The following is a 17,270-nucleotide window of genomic DNA, read 5'->3' on the forward strand; positions in this document are numbered from 1 at the left end:
AGGAATGCTTAACAAGCTATCTTCTAATTAATTACTAAAAATTATCCAATTATCCGGGAGTGCTCGAACACGCGGGTGATATATTGTTAGAAAGGATTTTAGGGTTAGGCACAAAAAAATGGCGACCGTTATGGTCGCCATCGTTTTCAGTGAATATGATCTGAATCAGTTCATCAAATCTGTATAAAGATTGTAATAGGATTCCGAGAATTTCTCATCCTGCTCATCCAGTTCAACACGTTTTGGCGCATTGTTAAAGATTTGATTAAGGCTTTCGCTGCAATGTTCGTCCGCTTTCAAAACTGCGTCCGCATATGCACAACCGATTTTAACGAATCCTTCAAAGTCATTGGAGCGCAAATGAGCCAAAGCTTCATCGCTAACATCCATTGCTTTTGCTTTGTTGTGTAAATCGGCGTCAAATTTGTAGTCAAAAGCATTGTTATGTACCGTAAACACACTTTTCGTATCCTTGAACATGGGATCGTTGCGATAAGTGGTTTTCAAATACAATGGAATCAAGGCTGTCATCCAGTCGTTGCAATGCACTACATCCGGCGCCCAACCCAATTTTTTTACGGTTTCCAATACACCTTTGCAGAAGAAAATGGCACGCTCGTCATTGTCATCGTAAAAGTTATTCTCCTTATCGAAGAACACCGATTTGCGGTGAAAATAATCGTCATTGTCTATAAAATACACTTGTAGCTTGGCATTCGGAATGGAAGCAACTTTTATGATCAATGGCTTTTCTTCATCTCCCACGGTAATGTTTATACCTGACAGTCGAACTACTTCATGAAGCCTGTTTTTGCGTTCATTGATAAGACCAAAGCGGGGCACGAGAATTCTGATTTCGGCACCTCGCTCCTGCATTGCCTGAGGAAGTTTTCTTACGTAATCGGCAACATCGGTGGTTTGGAGGAAGGGATTGATTTCACTGGCTACATATAAAATTCGTAGTTTCTCCATAGATCCTTTTAGCAGTTTGTGAAAAAAAGTTTTGCAAAATTATACAAAAAAAATGGCAAAATCAAAAAATATTCCAAACTAAATGTAATATTGCGCTCAGTTTGGGATTTCCCATTCCAAATAATTTTCATCGCCTGTCAGTTGCCTCACTTATTATTTAAAAGCAACATTCATGGTTTGATTACTCCCTCTGATTTCACTTTTTCAATGGAAGTATTTACTTCAATCAAAGGCCTTCGTAGTTTCCTCGACCAACAACTCTTACAGCAAAAGACAATCGGCCTGATCCCCACAATGGGCGCCTTGCACGAAGGCCACATTTCGCTCGTTGATGCATCGATTAAAGAGAACGACGTTACTGTTGCCAGTATTTTCGTCAATCCGACGCAGTTCAATAACCCGGAAGATCTGCTGAAATATCCGCGTACCATGGAAGAAGACTGCGCCATGCTCGAACGGGCCGGCTGCACAGCCGTTTTCGCGCCTTCCGTGGAAGAAATGTATCCTGAAAAGTCTTCCTTACTAATTAATTTCGGCTTGCTGGAAAGTGTAATGGAAGGCGCTTCCCGGCCAGGACATTTTAATGGAGTAGGGATTGTCGTTTCCAAGCTCTTTCACATTGTTTCGCCACACCGCGCCTATTTTGGTCAAAAGGATTTGCAGCAAGTTTCTATCATAAAAAGACTGGTCGCTGATCTGGCATTTAATCTCGAACTCATCGTCTGCCCAACCATCAGAGAGACCGATGGTCTGGCAATGTCATCGCGCAACCGCAGGCTTAATGAGGCCGAGCGCAACATTGCACCGCATATTTACAGGATTTTGGAAGAGTCAAAAAAGGACTTGAAAGCAGGTAAGGATATAAACGAAGTCGCTGCAATGGCAACCCATGCATTCAACATTATCCCGGAATTTACGCTTGACTATTTTGAAGTAGCCGACGTAAAAACATTGCAGCCCATTTCCGCAATCGGAATAGCTGGGACGAATGCAATCTGTGTAGCGGCGTTTTTAGGGCCGGTGCGGTTGATTGATAATGTTGTGTTTTAATGACTTGTCATGCTGAGCGTAGTCGAAGGCACGCTACTCCTTGGTAACGTGCTTCGACTACGCTCAGCATGACAGGATAGGGTTAACGCCCTACAACCCTTAAGATAACTTCCAGTCTCCTCTGTATTTCCTCTTCACAAACTGGTTCGCCTCGTCGAAGTTTGTAATCTTCATATTGTTACCATCCCAAAGCAACTTCTTACGTCCAGGATAATCGAATCCTTTGCCGTCTGCTTTTGCTGTGCGCAGGTTGTAGCTGCGGATTCCGAGATTACCCATGATGACAGTCTCTGTCAATGGACCTGCGTAATCGAATGATGATGTTAACGCTTTGTGCTCTTTGCTGTTAAAACCTGCTTTGCAAGCGTCTGTCCAGGAAACGTGGTGGCCGAATTCTGTCATCGGTGTGTATTTGTTTCCAAAATCACCTTGCTTGTATTCCAGCTTCGTACCGTCGTTCAGATAGAGTTTTGGCGTAATTCCATATGTTCCGCAAGTCATAACGCCTTTTTCCCCGATTAATAACACACCATTGCTGCTATCCGGCTCTCCCAGCGGATCGTTTGCAGGAATAATGTCTGGATGGAATGGACGCAAACCGCCGTCGTGCCAGGTTAACGTCACTTCGGATTTGTTGATCTTATTTGCCGGGAATTTCAATTGGACGCGTGACGATGGCGGGCAGCCCTCGGGAATGTATTCTGCGGTCCAGTCTTTAATAAACACCTGGCCAACGCTGCATTCGAGCTCGGTTGGATAACCCAGTCCCAATGTACGGAAAGCCGGGTCGATCAGGTGGCAACCCATGTCGCCCAATGCACCCGTTCCGAAATTCCACCAGCCTCTCCATTTGAATGGATGCCATGCCGGGTTATAATCAACCCATTCGGCAGAACCTACCCAAAGTTCCCAATCAAGGTCGGCAGGAACTTCGTGCTTGCCTGTCGGAACGGGTATTCCTTGCGGCCAAACCGGACGGTTTGTCCAAACGTGCGCCTCATGAACATTGCCGATCAGGCCTTTGCTAAACCATTCTTTCATCTGGGTTTGCGCAGGGTTTGAAGCACCCTGGTTTCCCATTTGGGTTACTACTTTGTATTTACGCGCTGCTTCCGTAAGCATACGCGCTTCGTAAATGTCGTGCGTCAATGGCTTTTGCACATATACGTGCTTGCCGCGCTGCATAGCGGCCATTGCAATAATGGCATGCATATGGTCTGTTGTTGAAACGGTCACGGCATCAATGTCCTTTTCCATTTCATCAAACATCTTCCTGAAATCCTTGTATTTCTTCGCGTCGGGATGCAGCTCAAAATTCTTTTTGACCTGAGCCTGTCCCCAATCCACGTCGCATAATGCTACAAGATTTTCTGCGCCTTTATTCCATGCATTGTTTGTATCTGAAAATCCTTTTCCGCCAACCCCTATTCCTGCAATATTTAGTTTATCACTCGGTGCTACGAAGCCTTTGCCCAGCACATGACGTGGGACAATAAAGAAACTTCCAATCGCTGCTGCCGTCGTTTTTTGCAAAAACTCCCGGCGCTTTACATCTTTTGGGTTATTTTCTGAACGCATCTGATTTGATAGTGAAAAGATAAAGTGGATAATATTGTTTAAAGCATACTTGTCATGATAATTACTTGCAGCCACCCGAATTACGGGCGGGAACCGTAACCATAACGGCGATGTTTTGAAGGCTGTATATTATTCCCTTAACTTTGGGGTGAATAAGCATTAATAAATTCCCGACTTACATTACCTGGTAATGCAAATAACACTAATGAAATCGAAGATTCACCGGGTTAAGGTGACTCAGGCGGAGTTGAATTACGTAGGCAGCATTACGATCGACGAAGACTTGATAGATGCCGCCGGACTGGTTGAAAATGAACAAGTTCACATTGTCAATAACAATAACGGGGAACGCTTTGTAACCTATGTGATCAAAGGCGAAAGAGGCTCAGGAATGATCTGTCTGAATGGAGCGGCCGCCAGAAGGGTTCAGATCGGCGACATTATCATCATCATTGCATACGGCTCCATGAGCCAGGAAGAGGCTAGGACATTCAAGCCGATGGTCGTCTTTCCGGATCATAATAACCATCTTGTGGTCTAAACTTCCTTTCTTTACAGGTTCGCAAAATCTTTTAAACAGCTATGAAAAGCGCTTTACGTTATATTATATCGCTTGCGCTGGCAGGCGGCCTGATCTGGTTTGTGTTTAAGGACATCAACTTCGCAGAAATGCTCGACAGGTTTGCCAAATCAGACTGGCGATGGATTGCGCTGTCATGTCTTTTATTACTCGGTGCTCACATTACAAGAGCATGGCGCTGGGGAATGTTGATGGAACCGCTCGGCCACAAACCTGGACTTTTTAACAGCTCCATTTCTGTTTTAACCGGTTATTTTGCCAATTATATTGTGCCAAGAATGGGCGAAGTTACCCGTTGCGGAACATTATACAGACTGGAACGCATCCCCGTAAACCTCAGTTTCGGAACGGTTGTCGCTGAACGTATATTCGACGTGCTGATTTTGTTGATCATGATCGGCTTGAATTTTATTCTCGAATTTGACCGCCTCAGCAAGTTTTTCACCGATTTTTTTCAAAGTAAAGTTCCAGGCGGACAGGGGGATTCGGCCGCGACGCTGTTAGGTATACTTACTGCTTTTCTGCTTCTTGGTGTCATTGGCGCGTACTTCGTTTATAAAAATGCTGCGCTAAGACAAAAAATCCTAAAAAACGCTTTTGCTGAAAAGATCGTAACGTTTGGGAAGGGCATGCTGGATGGATTTTTAAGTATTCGTAAATTGAAGAGCCCGGGTCTATTTATCTTAAGCACAGTTGGCATTTGGATTTTATATTATTTGGTTTCCTATGTGCTGTTTTTCTGCATTCCTGAAACGTCTAATCTGGGACCATTGGCTGGCTTGACATTGTTAGTTGTAGGCGCGATTGGCATGACAGCACCAACGCAAGGCGGAATTGGCGCGTATCATTTACTTGTTGGTAACGTAATGATTTTGTATGGTTTATCCCAAAATGATGGCATTACGCTGGCTACGTTCATTCATGGTGCCCAAATGATTTTTATGCTGATCATCGGCGCACTTGCCTTTCTATACGTTTTAGTACAAAACAAAAAATCGGTCGCCGAAAATAGTCAGGTCCCTATCGAAAATTAATTGTTGTTTTTATAGTCCGGTCATATCAAAACTGCGTATGATACCGTATTATCATTACCCAAATCCTATTCAGCTGATCCGATGAGCCTTACCGAAAGCAAGATTTTAAGACTAGAAGAAGCCGTTTCAACCGTGGAAGACTGGCAGCGTGCCGGCCAGAAAGTAGTTTTTACAAATGGCTGCTTCGACATTGTTCACCTTGGCCACATTGATTACCTGGAAAAAGCGCGCGCATTGGGAGACAGGCTTGTACTGGGTTTAAATACAGATGCCTCGGTAAGCCGCCTCAAAGGACCATTGCGCCCGGTTGTGAATGAGTATGCAAGAGCCAGATTGATGGCAGCCCTTTCTTTCATTGATGCTGTCATTTTGTTCGACGAACCGACGCCTAGTCAGTTGATTGAAGCTGTAAAGCCTGACATTTTGGTCAAAGGAGACGATTATACCGTTGAAACTATTGCTGGCGCGGATTTTGTTTTAGGTAAAGGAGGTGAGGTAAAAACGATCGCTCTCGTGCAGGGTTACTCGACTACCGCGCTGATTGAGAAAATAAAACAAGGATATAACTAACACAAATATGGCTGGTGCATATGTAATTGGTATTTTGGTGATGCTTATTAGCCTTTATGTGCAATGGCGTCTCAAACGTAAATTTGAAGAATATTCGCAAGTTGGGCTAAGCAATGGCATGAGCGGTAAAGAAATCGCGGAAACCATGCTTCGTGAAAGCGGAATATACGATGTAAGGGTTTTATCTGTCGAAGGACGGCTTACTGACCACTACAACCCTCAGGATAAGACAGTTAACCTGAGCCCCGATGTGTATCATGGACGAAGCGTATCGGCTGCGGCTGTGGCTTCCCACGAATGCGGTCACGCGGTGCAACACGCAACAGCGTATAAATGGTTACAATTAAGGTCGCAACTGGTGCCCTTTTTGAGCATCGCATCATCCTACATGCAGTGGATTATTTTAGGTGGAATTGTCTTGTTGAACACAACGCCGATTCCTCTAATGGTGGGTGTAGCATTATTTGCAGCAACAACATTGTTCAGTTTTATAACACTTCCTGTTGAGTACGACGCTAGTAACAGAGCGCTTGCCTGGATCCAGAAAAACAGGATTGTGAATGAGCGGGAATATGCAATGTCTGCGGACGCTCTTAAATGGGCTGCCCGGACATACTTGGTAGCTGCAATCGGTTCATTAGCAACATTGCTTTATTACGTAAGCTTGCTGATGGGAAGAAGGGATTAACAAAGCGTTTGTCCTGACAAGCTAACAGGCGAAAGGGCTGAGAAATTAGGTTTCTCAGCCCTTTTCTATTTCTTCTTCTGATTCCAATACACCACCACATTATGCGTCGAACGTCCCGATGCTAGAATGTCCAGGTCGCCGTCTCCGTCCAAATCTGCTGCCGCAATATCTTCACATGCGATCTTGATTTTTTCGTCCAGCGCGTACTCCTGCCACTTTTTGCCTTCCGGATCTGATCCTACATAAATTCTGACGCCTGTTTCTCCGGTTACATTAGGATTACGCCATCCCATCACCACCTGATCGCGGCCTTGTCCGAAGAAATCCGCGCATACCAGCGCGTGACCCTCCTTTATTTTATCGGTCAGAACCGTTCTGTTATCTTTTGAGTAAACCACCAGACTCGTGCCGTGCATAGGCTCGATCGTGGCTGTGAATAATTGGTTTTTGCCCAAACTTCCCGTTCTGATCTCCCCTACTCCGGTTCCCGGCACCATCCAAGTCCCCGATGGCGCCCATCCATCTGCACCATTCAAGAAAACCTGAACACCTTCTTTCCCTGCCACTGCCAGTCCGAGCATTCTGCCGGGCACTTCCATGGGCTGCAAATTGTGCGTCATGTGCATGCCGGTTTCCACCAATTCATAACCCCAAATCCCCGTTTTCTTCTCAGGAACATCGAAAACAATCAGTTTTACACCGGCGCCTTCTCCACCCGAATTGCCTTCGCCGTGCAACGGAAGTACAGCGAGCTGAAAACCACCATCTGCTTTTTTCACCCACTGCATTCGATGGATCGTAACCTCATGATGTAAACGAACCGGCTCCCAAAGCTGGGTGCGGTCATTTGGGGCAGACAGATAATACACTGCACCGGATTGCTTCAAATTCTTGGTTTCCGATGGGTTCCATTGTGCCCCTACCGCCACTTCCACTTTCCCATCCCCGTCAATATCCCGGGCTGCTATGCATACATTATCCTGCTCGGTCAGATCCCTTGCAATTACGTAACGCGTCCATTTGTCAGCTTTTTTTCCTGGGTTTTTATACCAGACAATTTCCTTTTTATCTGCCAGTAAAATATCCAGCTTTCCGTCCCCATCCACATCACCGGACGTAACGCCATAGCCGATGCTGATCTTGTCATCAATAACTTCCCCAACAAAAGTCGCGGTTTGGGCAACCGTTTTTGCTGCAATCAGTGAAAGGGTAAAAAGTAATAATTTTCTGTTCATAATCTCTGTTTCAGGGCATTTATCTCCCTAATTATTTAAGCATATTTTTTCACAATATACTTCAAAAAGTGCACAGCAGCATTTGAAAAAAGACTTTTTTGTGTGGCTTTGATCGGCTTTACCTACTTTTGTAAATTATTGTGAACCAATTTACCATTCATGAAAACCGTCCCTTTACATCAGGTCCATATTGATCTGGGCGCCAAAATGGTCCCATTTGCAGGTTTTGAAATGCCTGTACGCTATTCCTCGGATCTGGATGAACACCACACTGTAAGAAATAATGTAGGCGTTTTTGACGTCTCTCACATGGGGGAATTCAGCGTTAAAGGCCCGAAAGCACTTGATCTGATTCAAAAGGTTACTTCGAATGATGCCTCGGCTTTGTTTGACGGAAAAGTCCAGTACAGTTACCTGCCCAACGGACAAGGCGGCGTTGTGGATGATCTGCTGGTTTACAGAATAAAAGAAGACGAATATTTTTTGGTTGTGAATGCATCCAACATAGATAAGGACTGGAACTGGATCCAAAGCCACAATGCAGAGGGCGTCTCAATGGAAAATATTTCCGACGAACTATGCCTTTTTGCAGTGCAGGGCCCTAATGCAACACCCACATTACAAAAGCTGACCTCGGTTGATCTGGGAGCGATGGATTATTATACATTCAAGATTGGCGAAATGGCTGAGATTTCGGATGTAATAATTTCAGCAACAGGTTACACCGGCGCAGGTGGATTTGAAATATATGTCAAAAATGCAGACGCAGTTAAAATGTGGAAAGCCATATTTGAAGCCGGCGCCGAATTTGGCATAAAACCTGTGGGATTAGGCGCACGCGACACATTAAGACTTGAAAAAGGCTTTTGTTTATACGGAAATGACATTGATGACAACACATCGCCACTGGAAGCCGGCTTAGGTTGGGTTACCAAATTTACAAAAGACTTCATCGACGCGAAAGAACTAAAAGAACAGAAAGAAGCTGGTTTGGAGAAGAAACTGGTTGGTTTTGAAATGATCGACAGAGGAATCCCGCGCGGACATTATGAGCTGTGCGATGAAACCGGCACCAAATTGGGAGAAGTGACTTCGGGCACACAATCGCCCACATTGCAAAAAGGAATTGGCATGGGTTATGTGCCAACTGCATTTGCCAAACCCGAGACGGAAATTTTTGTAAAGGTCCGCGACAAATTATTGAAGGCAAAAGTTGTTAAACTTCCTTTTGTAAAAAACTAATCATCTTCCCAAAACCACTCCACAGAATCGATTGCATTATATGAAACAACTTGATGTTTGCCTTACACCCGACCTGCTTCATTTACACAAACTGAATAATTCAATTGTAGTCGTAGCGGATGTTTTCAGGGCTACTTCGTGCATGGTTACCGGCCTCGCTTATGGTGTGAAAAGCATTACGCCAGTTGCAAGTGTTGAAGAATGTAAATTTTTACAGGACAAGGGTTTCATCGCTGCTGCGGAACGCGATGCACGGAAAGTGGAAGGCTTTGATCTGGACAATTCGCCTTTCAGCTATATGAATGAGCGGCTGATCGGCTCACAGATTGCAATGACAACCACCAATGGAACGTTATCCATTTCCAAAGCGAAAGCCTCAGCCGTAAAAGTAATGATCGGATCATTCCTGAACCTGGGTGCATTAGCAAATCATTTACGTTCGGAACCTTATGACATTCTGGTGCTTTGTGCTGGCTGGAAAGGCAGGCCCAACCTGGAAGACACGCTTTTCGCAGGTGCACTTGCGGACGCATTGAAAGACGAGTTTATGCTTTTGGAAGACGGCACTTTAATGGCGCAGCGGCTATATGACCAGAGCCGCGACAATTTGCTGGCGAGCGTTTCCAATTCATCTCACGTACGCAGGTTACAACGTTTGGGAATCCAGAAAGATATATCTTATTGTCTTCAGAGAGATCTGTATGACATTGTTCCCGTTTTACGCGGAAGCACCTTGGTTGCAATGCATTAAGTTAAAAAACTAACAATTCTTACATGTTCAGATTCGTCTTTATCATTTTTTGTGGGTTAATGATTTTTTCAAATCAGGCCAATGCCCAGCGAAGAACAAGTTCACCTAAAAGACAAATTCTTGCTCCAAAGAAAAAAGCTACGGCAGCCCCCAAGCCAGCTGTTACGCCTACCCCAGACTCTATTGCAACTCCTCAGGCAACACAGGCAGCACCGGTAGCAACACCCACTGCAGATACAGCAACCGCTGTGCGTGACGCCGTCCGGGACACGATTATAACTCCGGACAGCAGCAACATTGAAATTTCCTCGGACACGCTCACGGAAAAAGAAGCCGAAGAGCGGCTCGCCAAAACCGAACCGGCCGCTGACAGCGTAAAGTCCTTTAAAATTATTATTGACGATATTTCTTACTTGTCCGTTTGCCCGGGAACGACCATTAACATTCCTTTTAAAACAGTTGGCCCCTACGATGAGGGCAACACATTCATTGCGCAACTGATTGATGCAAACGGAAAATCAGTTCCTATATCATTGCCAGTCAGCAAAAGTCCGGTTAAGGCTGTCATTCCTTCTTATAAAATAGGTGGCGAAGTTTACCGGATACAAATTGTAGCTTCGGTTCCGGTTGTACGGAGCCAGGAAGTGCCGATCCGCTTGTTACAAAATGCCAGCGCAAGGCTCGAGGTGATCGACGGAACGCAATCTGTGCGCATTATGCCGGGGCAGGATGTTAATTTGAAAGTGAATTTTACGGGAGCAGGGCCCTGGTCTTTCCTGATGTCGGATAGCACAGTGGTTTATCAAACATTGTCCAATCCGCATTATCTGACTGTGAAACCGAAAGATGTAAAAGCTTATAAATTAATGGGCGTTGCCAATGCCTGCGGCAGCGGAGCTGTTTCGGGAGAAGCCATTGTGAATGTTAATAACAATCCCGAACCGAAACTGGAATTAAAGGAAGTGGAGAAAATCGCGAAACTTTGCAGCGGCATCCCATTTCAGGTTCCGTTCAACGCAACAGGGAAATATAAGGATGGAAACAAATTCGTTGTACAAATCGCGGAACGGACCGGTGCTTTTAAAACCATCTCAACACCCGATACAACGGGCTACATTACGACGCAAATTCCAACAAATTACAAACCCGGCGAATACAAATTGCGCGTAGTTTCTTCTGCGCCTTATCTGGTAAGCCAAACGACGAACATTACCATTGTTTCGCCTACTGTTGCGACTTTGCAAAGGGATTCTTTAAGATTGGGTGAAAATGAAACAGGTGAACTGACAGTGAAATTTACCGGCGGCGGGCCTTGGTTTGTGTTGCTTTCTGACGGAACCTATGAAAATAACATTCAGGAATCGCCCTACAAAATGAAGGTTAAACCAGTTTTTGACACGAATTATCAGATCACTTCCGCAGGAGGCTTGTGTGGTGTGGGCAAATTTTCAGGAGCCGCAAAAGTTTCTGTTAAGAGTCCACCCGCGAGCATAACATTGGAAAAACTGCCTCAAAACATGGTTTGTGCTGGCTCGACCATTGAAATACCCTACAAGACAGAAGGGCGTTATAACCCTAATAACAAATTCTCTGTTCAAATCACGGATAAATCGGGACGGTTTGTGAGCTTGCCGACGACGGTAACACCTACCGCAATGAAAGTAAAAATCAACAATGCGGCGCAGGGCGACACCATCCGGACACAAAAAATACGGATCATTTCTTCGTCTCCGGCCGTTTCAAGCGCCATTGAAGAACTGGATGTGATTGCACCGGACAAGGCTTCGGGAGAAGTATCCGGCAAAGGCACTATAACCGCCGGAAGGACGACGCGCATTCAGCTGAAATTCAAGAACGGATTACCGCCCTGGTCATTCACATTATCGGATGGAACCGCCATCAACGGAACATTCCTGAATCCATACCTGATCTCCGTTTCACCGGCTACGACCACAGAATACACGATCAGTTCACTGAAGAGCGGTTGCGGCACGGGAACAGGAAAAGGTTCGGCAGTAGTTACGGTTTCCAATTAAAACGCAAAAAGGCAGCTTATCGCCGCAAAAGGAAGTGATCATGAAACGGCTGGTTTTGTTTGTGCTTCTTTGCGGCGCCCTATCTCAGATGGGTATGGGCCAGAATGTGGCATTGGGCCAGTGGGAAACGCATTTCAATTATCTTTCCGCGAAGCACATAGTTCGGGTTAATGATCACATTTTTTGCGCTTCGCATAACGGCCTTTTCAGCATTCATACCATTGATAAGCATATCAAAACCTGGTCAAAATCAGACGGTCTGACGAGCACTGGAATCAGCAGCATGGCTTTTGATCAGGAGCAGAATCTTTTGCTTCTGGCGTATAGGGATGGCAATGTTGATTTGGTTTATCTGGATCAATCCGTGCAGCCCGAACAAATTATCAGTTGGCCCGTTTTTGCGCAGAATCCCGATTTACCAGAAAATAAGAACATCAAGCGTGTCATTTTGCGGGAAAATCTCGCCTACCTCTGTACTGGTTTTGGCATTGTGGTTCTGGACATCAAAAATCAGCAGGTCGAAGAAACCTACCGTTATATCGGAACCAATGGGACGCAAGTATCTGTAAGCGACATTGCCTTTGCTGGTGACTCACTATTTGCGGTAACGGCGCAGGGAATTCTTGCAACTTCCATGTCTCCGGCTGTTAACAGGCAGTATTTTGCCAATTGGAAAACAGTTGCGACGCCGGCAAAAGCGGTAGCCATTGCGGCCAGTGCTGCTCAGCTTTATATAGGTTGTGCAGGCAGGGGTTTATACCAAAGAGAAAAAGGGAACTGGAAATCTGTCTTCCTATCAAGCAGCCAAACGTATTTTTTAAATGCATCAGAAAATGAACTCACCGCCACATTGGATGATCGGGTCATTTTATTCAACCAAAAAAACGAGGCGAAAACATTCACTAGCCCTTTGTTCAAAGCTCCTGAGGAATCAGTTCAGATAAATAGTGAAAGGTTTTGGATCGCCGATGCAAAAAATGGTTTGCTCCATAACGAAAACCAGGCATTTCAATCTTTCGCTCCCCTACAAGCCGACACCACTATTTTCCCAAGAAGAGATTCTTCCATTATTGATTTGAATGCACTCAGCTGGACAAGACTTCCGGAATATCTGGGCGGCGGCATATTGGTCAAAAACACTCAGAATCAGCAACGTATTCTTACAACAAATTTGGGAAGCGGCAGTTTGCCTTCTTCTATTGTTAATAGTCTGGCCATTGATGTGGATGGAAACATTTGGTTTGCGAGCGATAAAGGAGTTGGCTATTTTGTTACTGATGACATTCTGAATGCGGCGAGGGTCGATGCTGTTTTGCCTATTTACGGCCAGCGAAGACTTTTTGCCAATGAAAAATGCACTGCAATTGCTATTGAACCAGGCAATCGAAAATGGATAGGCACACGAAACGGCTTGTATCTGTTCAATGAAGATGGGACTGAGTTGATCCAAAAAATTTCTGCAGCCGACAGTCCTTTACCCTCCGATTCAATCAGCGCATTGCAATGCGACTCCGAAAAAGGCATTTTGTTTATTGATACACCCAATGGAATGGTTTCGTACAGAAGCAATTCCACAACCTCGTCTGAGGATTTTTCGGGTGTAAAGATATTTCCCAACCCGGTGCAGCCCGGATATGGAGGGACGATTGGCATAACTGGCTTGATGAATGATTCGGTCGTTAAAATCACTGAACTTTCCGGCCGCCTGATTTACGAAACAAAGTCGCAAGGAGGCACCGCTTCCTGGGATCTGAATGATTACACCGGCAGACGTGCCAAAGGCGGAATTTATATGGTCCTCATTGTGACCTCCGACGGGAATGAGAAGTTTGCCGGAAAACTGGCCGTAATAAACTGAAACTATGACAACCCCAGAATTTGCACCCTATATCGTAGGCATTACCGGCGGAAGCGCATCGGGCAAAACCTTTTTTATGAAGAGCCTGATCGATTCTTTTGAAAAAGAAGAAATTACCCGAATTTCCCAGGACAATTATTACCGCCCCATTCACGAAATCCCGAGGGATGAAAATGGCGTAGAAAATTTTGATCTTCCCGAGACCATTGACCACCACTTATTTGCCGAACACATTGCCTTATTGCGGGCAGGACGGGAGGTGCATCAAAAAGAGTATACATTCAATAATCCGCTGATCAAACCTGAGATCCTTGTTTTTGAGCCGAGGCCCATTATCATTGTCGAAGGCATTTTTGTTTTTTATTTCCCCGAGATCGCCAGGCTGATAGACCTGAAAATATTTGTGGATGCCAAAGAGCATGTTAAAATAAAACGGAGAATTATTCGTGATAATAACGAACGCGGCTATGACCTGGACGACGTGCTCTATCGCTGGGAACATCATGTAGCGCCAACGTATGACAAGTTTATACTGCCGCTGCGCTCCGAAGCCGATATGATCATCAACAACAACACCCGCTTTGATACTGGCCTGGAAGTTTTGAAAGGTTTTTTGAAAGGAAAACTGGCGGAGCGGAAAATTTGACAAGCTTTGTTTATTTTTACATATTATATATTTTTTACAATATCCTCCATAAAGCAATGATCAATTTTACACACATTAGCAGATCGGGCATTTATTCATTTTTGTTGATAGGCCTGCTATTTTCCTGCAAGCACGACCGCACTGAACCGGTTGATTCTTACAGCTATTATCCTTTGGAAATTGGTCGGTTTCTGATCTATGACGTTAAGGAAGAGGTTTATTCGGCAGGACAGGCCAATCCTGTAAAAAAGAGTTGGCAGGAGAAAGACGAGGTTGACAGGGTTTCAACCGATGAAAAAGGGATTTCTACTTACACCATTTCCAGATCGAGAAGAAATATCGCAACTGAATACTGGCAGAAGGAAAAAGAATTTACCGTGCAAAAATATCCCGATAAGCTGCTGACCAACATTGATAACCAGACATTCTTTTCGCTGGCTTTCCCTGTTAACTCCAAAGTTGAGTGGAACGGAAACAGCTACAATAGTTTGGATGCACAAAATTACCATTACGAAGATTTGAACAAGCCGGTCCAGGTTGGGGCTCAGTCTTTTGACAAGGTGCTGGTAGTCGTGGAACGGAAAGACACTTCGATAATAAACCGATACATTGGTGTAAAGCAATACGCCTTGGGCGTAGGCCTGATTTCTGATGACCAGACGGCCTTTGAGCTCTGTCAAAGCGAGGATTGCATAGGTTCCGGTAAAATCGAATCCGGGACGCACAGGAGCCGGATTATTGTAGAATTCGGTAAACGTTGATAGTACAATTTACGCTTCTCAGCAAATATTAAACTTGTTTTTTTCACATTGTGTGGCTTTAAAGTTTGCAAATTAAATTTATCTGAGTAAATTTACGCCGGATACTGGTATTAATCACATAACTAATTCAAAATGAAAACAGTGAATTCGCACTCTACACAGACAAAGAAGTCTTATCGCAAACCAACCTTGAACAGGTTCGGAAATGTTGCTAAATTGACAAAAGGAAAATTAGGCAGCGCTGCTGATCTTGGCCCTACGTTTGATTTCGACGGACTTTGATCTGAGATTAAATAACTTCCCCTGGTGATTATTCAAGGTGTAGTTAGTTTTGATAATCTTCCGTGTGCAAGTACCGAAGACAAAATTAATGACATTATAACCTGGGAGAATGGATGGTTCTCATCCGTAACATTAACCCCTAGTACGAGGCTGCAACATGTCTTCGCATTAGGGGTTAATTTTTTGGGTAACCGGGAGCCGGAATATTTAAACCAAACATACGCTGGTAAATCGACTGGCTTTCAGTTCGATTCCGATTTATCAAATCCTGAATCAGATTTCGATCCAGGCAATTTTGGTGCTTGGTTTGATGAAACTCGCCAAACGCTTTACCTAACCAGGGATGTTTTTGGGGTTATTCCCACTTACTATCTTTATGTTCCGGACTCTTTCGTGGCATTTTCGACTAGCCTCGTCTCTTTGATTAAAATGCCCGTATGTCGCCCCTATTTACAGCTGGACTCCGATAGAATCGTTTCTTATTCCCGTTTTCGGGGTGATCAGTCTGGTAGTTATTCCTCTGGGACTTTTTTTAAAAATATTAAGACTGTTCTTCCCGGACACATTATTTCCGTATCGTCAGATAATATTACAAGCAGGCCGTTTGCCCGCTTTGATCCTGATAAATGGAACCATTTGCATTCAATTGAAGAATATGGGCGAGCCTTCAAAGATCTTTTTTTCAAATCCGTTGAGCGGACCATTGGGCGTGATGAAGCGAAAGTTGGCTCGCACCTGAGTGGTGGGATGGACTCATCCTCCATCAGTGCGGTTGCCAAGGCACTCGACCCGGGACTTGCATTGCATACGCTATATTTGGATACAAAAACAAAATATTCAGATGAGATTGGATTTGCTGGGGAAGTCGCGGAAAAAATCGGTTCGATACACCACGAAGTGCCTCCTTCCAATGAAGATTTTGAAATAATATCCCGCTACACATCTGTTTACGGGCATCCGGAATGTATGGTTATAAGCCCTTCGTCTCAGGGAAGTCTGATGGAATTTGCAAGTCATCTCGGATGTAAAGTTCTATTGATAGGTCATGATGGCGACTCTGTCGTGGGAAGCGGCCTCGAAAAATTGACAAAAGCCTACTTTGAGAGAGATTGGTCTCACCTGAGAGCGCTAATCCTGAAAAGAGCTCCATACGCTTCTTTAAGCCGTGTAATTCCTCAGTGGGAGATTCTAAATCCGGGTGAGAAGATTAGCAGATACACAAAGCATTTGATTGTCAGCAAGTTCTTTGAGCAGCTCAAACGGCTCAAACCTTTGGAAATAGGGAAGCTCCTTATTGAATCTTCAAGGCAAATGAATGTTTCAATATGGCATTTTTTCACAGCGGGGATGGAAAGGCTTTGGAAAAAGCTCATCAAAACAAAAACACTTGAAGGGACAATTCTTAAACAGGAATTTGCTGCCGTTCATGTAGCCAAACGGGAAAATCTGGCTGACTTACTTAGAGGAGATTTACCGCTGACATACAAAGTATGGTTTGACGATGTTTTTAACGGTCAGACTATTATCGCCAGTGAGCAATTTTTTGCACTGGGAAATCATTATGCCTTGGAAAACCGGTTCCCATTTTATGATAAGGACCTCTTTGAACTATGCATTTCAGTTCCGATGGAGGTGAAATTCGGCAGAGGAATTGGACGTGAACATTTCAGAGAAGCAATGAAAGGTCTGCTGCCTGAGTCTGTGAGAAGCAGGGCTGGCAAAGCCAATTTTAGCATATATGGCCGGGAAGCGGCCCTTCGGCTATATCATCAATCAACCGGGCTAATGCAGGATGACAGTAACTTTGTCTGGCACTTTGTGGATAAGCAAAAGTATCTCAATTCAGCGGCGATTCTGGTGGACCAACACGCGTCCGAATCCAATCACACACTGTCCCAATTCCATGTAACACGCGCTATATCACTTGCAATTTGGTTTGACTGGCTGAAAAAGAACGATTTACTTCCGACAACTTCGTAGCACCCAC

General features: G+C 44.6%; 16 protein-coding genes. 13 read left to right on the plus strand and 3 right to left on the minus strand.

All coding sequences use genetic code 11. The features are described 5' to 3' along the window. Positions 1–165 precede the first annotated feature (165 nt). Positions 166–972: a glycogen/starch synthase gene (locus NFI81_RS15565; RefSeq protein WP_234611527.1), complete on the minus strand. Its 807-nt coding sequence runs from the start codon at positions 970–972 to the stop codon at positions 166–168. A gap of 207 nt (positions 973–1,179) precedes the next feature. Between NFI81_RS15565 and panC the strand changes: the two genes are divergently transcribed. After that, the gene (gene panC, locus NFI81_RS15570; protein ID WP_234611526.1) at positions 1,180–2,022 is read left to right on the plus strand and encodes a pantoate--beta-alanine ligase; all 843 of its coding nucleotides are present in this window, start codon (positions 1,180–1,182) and stop codon (positions 2,020–2,022) included. A gap of 99 nt (positions 2,023–2,121) precedes the next feature. On the opposite strand, the gene NFI81_RS15575 is transcribed toward panC, so the two are convergent. Beyond that, positions 2,122–3,600: a Gfo/Idh/MocA family protein gene (locus tag NFI81_RS15575; protein ID WP_234611525.1), complete on the minus strand. Its 1,479-nt coding sequence runs from the start codon at positions 3,598–3,600 to the stop codon at positions 2,122–2,124. Between the two features lie 190 nt (positions 3,601–3,790). Between NFI81_RS15575 and panD the strand changes: the two genes are divergently transcribed. From panD to NFI81_RS15595, 4 genes are all read left to right on the plus strand, one after another. Then, positions 3,791–4,141, plus strand: coding sequence for an aspartate 1-decarboxylase (gene panD / locus NFI81_RS15580; protein WP_026630553.1), 351 nt, complete (start codon positions 3,791–3,793; stop codon positions 4,139–4,141). 41 nt (positions 4,142–4,182) lie between these two features. Next, complete coding sequence (locus tag NFI81_RS15585; RefSeq protein WP_234611524.1) at positions 4,183–5,214, plus strand: lysylphosphatidylglycerol synthase transmembrane domain-containing protein; 1,032 nt, start codon at positions 4,183–4,185, stop codon at positions 5,212–5,214. A gap of 81 nt (positions 5,215–5,295) precedes the next feature. Further along, positions 5,296–5,784 (plus strand): D-glycero-beta-D-manno-heptose 1-phosphate adenylyltransferase, encoded by a 489-nt coding sequence (gene rfaE2, locus NFI81_RS15590; RefSeq protein WP_234611523.1) that lies wholly within the window; start codon positions 5,296–5,298, stop codon positions 5,782–5,784. 7 nt (positions 5,785–5,791) lie between these two features. After that, positions 5,792–6,472, plus strand: coding sequence for a zinc metallopeptidase (locus tag NFI81_RS15595; RefSeq protein WP_234611522.1), 681 nt, complete (start codon positions 5,792–5,794; stop codon positions 6,470–6,472). Positions 6,473–6,537: 65 nt separating this feature from the next. On the opposite strand, the gene NFI81_RS15600 is transcribed toward NFI81_RS15595, so the two are convergent. Further along, entirely contained in the window at positions 6,538–7,707 is a 1,170-nt protein-coding gene (locus NFI81_RS15600; RefSeq protein WP_234611521.1) for an FG-GAP and VCBS repeat-containing protein, read from the minus strand. A gap of 159 nt (positions 7,708–7,866) precedes the next feature. Here NFI81_RS15600 and gcvT point away from each other — a divergent pair, with 159 nt between their 5' ends. From gcvT to NFI81_RS15640, 8 genes are all read left to right on the plus strand, one after another. Continuing rightward, positions 7,867–8,949: a glycine cleavage system aminomethyltransferase GcvT gene (gcvT, locus tag NFI81_RS15605; RefSeq protein ID WP_234611520.1), complete on the plus strand. Its 1,083-nt coding sequence runs from the start codon at positions 7,867–7,869 to the stop codon at positions 8,947–8,949. A 40-nt stretch (positions 8,950–8,989) separates the two neighbouring features. Then, the gene (locus NFI81_RS15610) at positions 8,990–9,700 is read left to right on the plus strand and encodes a 2-phosphosulfolactate phosphatase (RefSeq protein ID WP_234611519.1); all 711 of its coding nucleotides are present in this window, start codon (positions 8,990–8,992) and stop codon (positions 9,698–9,700) included. 23 nt (positions 9,701–9,723) lie between these two features. Next, positions 9,724–11,736: a hypothetical protein gene (locus tag NFI81_RS15615; RefSeq protein ID WP_234611518.1), complete on the plus strand. Its 2,013-nt coding sequence runs from the start codon at positions 9,724–9,726 to the stop codon at positions 11,734–11,736. A gap of 40 nt (positions 11,737–11,776) precedes the next feature. Next, the gene (locus NFI81_RS15620) at positions 11,777–13,594 is read left to right on the plus strand and encodes a PorZ beta-propeller-like domain-containing protein (protein ID WP_234611517.1); all 1,818 of its coding nucleotides are present in this window, start codon (positions 11,777–11,779) and stop codon (positions 13,592–13,594) included. Between the two features lie 4 nt (positions 13,595–13,598). Beyond that, complete coding sequence (locus NFI81_RS15625; protein ID WP_234611516.1) at positions 13,599–14,240, plus strand: uridine kinase family protein; 642 nt, start codon at positions 13,599–13,601, stop codon at positions 14,238–14,240. Between the two features lie 56 nt (positions 14,241–14,296). Further along, a complete protein-coding gene (locus NFI81_RS15630; RefSeq protein ID WP_234611515.1) occupies positions 14,297–15,001 on the plus strand; it encodes a hypothetical protein in 705 nt (234 codons plus the stop codon). Between the two features lie 132 nt (positions 15,002–15,133). After that, positions 15,134–15,283, plus strand: a complete 150-nt coding sequence (locus NFI81_RS15635) for a lasso RiPP family leader peptide-containing protein (RefSeq protein ID WP_234611514.1) — start codon at positions 15,134–15,136, stop codon at positions 15,281–15,283. Positions 15,284–15,307: 24 nt separating this feature from the next. Then, positions 15,308–17,263 carry an asparagine synthase-related protein gene (locus NFI81_RS15640; RefSeq protein WP_234611513.1) on the plus strand — a complete coding sequence of 652 codons (1,956 nt, stop codon included), beginning with the start codon at positions 15,308–15,310 and terminating at the stop codon, positions 17,261–17,263. Positions 17,264–17,270: the final 7 nt, after the last annotated feature.

The organism is Dyadobacter fanqingshengii, assembly GCF_023822005.2.
GTDB lineage: Bacteria > Bacteroidota > Bacteroidia > Cytophagales > Spirosomataceae > Dyadobacter > Dyadobacter fanqingshengii.

What these genes read in the sequence shown, in the direction of transcription:
- NFI81_RS15620 (WP_234611517.1), top strand. Translation starts at nt 11,777, where the DNA reads ATGAAACGGCTGGTTTTGTTTGTGCTTCTTTGCGGCGCCCTATCTCAG.
- NFI81_RS15565 (WP_234611527.1), bottom strand. Translation starts at nt 972, where the DNA reads ATGGAGAAACTACGAATTTTATATGTAGCCAGTGAAATCAATCCCTTC.
- panD (WP_026630553.1), top strand. Translation starts at nt 3,791, where the DNA reads ATGCAAATAACACTAATGAAATCGAAGATTCACCGGGTTAAGGTGACT.
- NFI81_RS15610 (WP_234611519.1), top strand. Translation starts at nt 8,990, where the DNA reads ATGAAACAACTTGATGTTTGCCTTACACCCGACCTGCTTCATTTACAC.
- panC (WP_234611526.1), top strand. Translation starts at nt 1,180, where the DNA reads ATGGAAGTATTTACTTCAATCAAAGGCCTTCGTAGTTTCCTCGACCAA.
- NFI81_RS15625 (WP_234611516.1), top strand. Translation starts at nt 13,599, where the DNA reads ATGACAACCCCAGAATTTGCACCCTATATCGTAGGCATTACCGGCGGA.
- NFI81_RS15600 (WP_234611521.1), bottom strand. Translation starts at nt 7,707, where the DNA reads ATGAACAGAAAATTATTACTTTTTACCCTTTCACTGATTGCAGCAAAA.
- NFI81_RS15615 (WP_234611518.1), top strand. Translation starts at nt 9,724, where the DNA reads ATGTTCAGATTCGTCTTTATCATTTTTTGTGGGTTAATGATTTTTTCA.
- rfaE2 (WP_234611523.1), top strand. Translation starts at nt 5,296, where the DNA reads ATGAGCCTTACCGAAAGCAAGATTTTAAGACTAGAAGAAGCCGTTTCA.
- NFI81_RS15585 (WP_234611524.1), top strand. Translation starts at nt 4,183, where the DNA reads ATGAAAAGCGCTTTACGTTATATTATATCGCTTGCGCTGGCAGGCGGC.
- NFI81_RS15630 (WP_234611515.1), top strand. Translation starts at nt 14,297, where the DNA reads ATGATCAATTTTACACACATTAGCAGATCGGGCATTTATTCATTTTTG.
- NFI81_RS15635 (WP_234611514.1), top strand. Translation starts at nt 15,134, where the DNA reads ATGAAAACAGTGAATTCGCACTCTACACAGACAAAGAAGTCTTATCGC.
- NFI81_RS15595 (WP_234611522.1), top strand. Translation starts at nt 5,792, where the DNA reads ATGGCTGGTGCATATGTAATTGGTATTTTGGTGATGCTTATTAGCCTT.
- NFI81_RS15575 (WP_234611525.1), bottom strand. Translation starts at nt 3,600, where the DNA reads ATGCGTTCAGAAAATAACCCAAAAGATGTAAAGCGCCGGGAGTTTTTG.
- gcvT (WP_234611520.1), top strand. Translation starts at nt 7,867, where the DNA reads ATGAAAACCGTCCCTTTACATCAGGTCCATATTGATCTGGGCGCCAAA.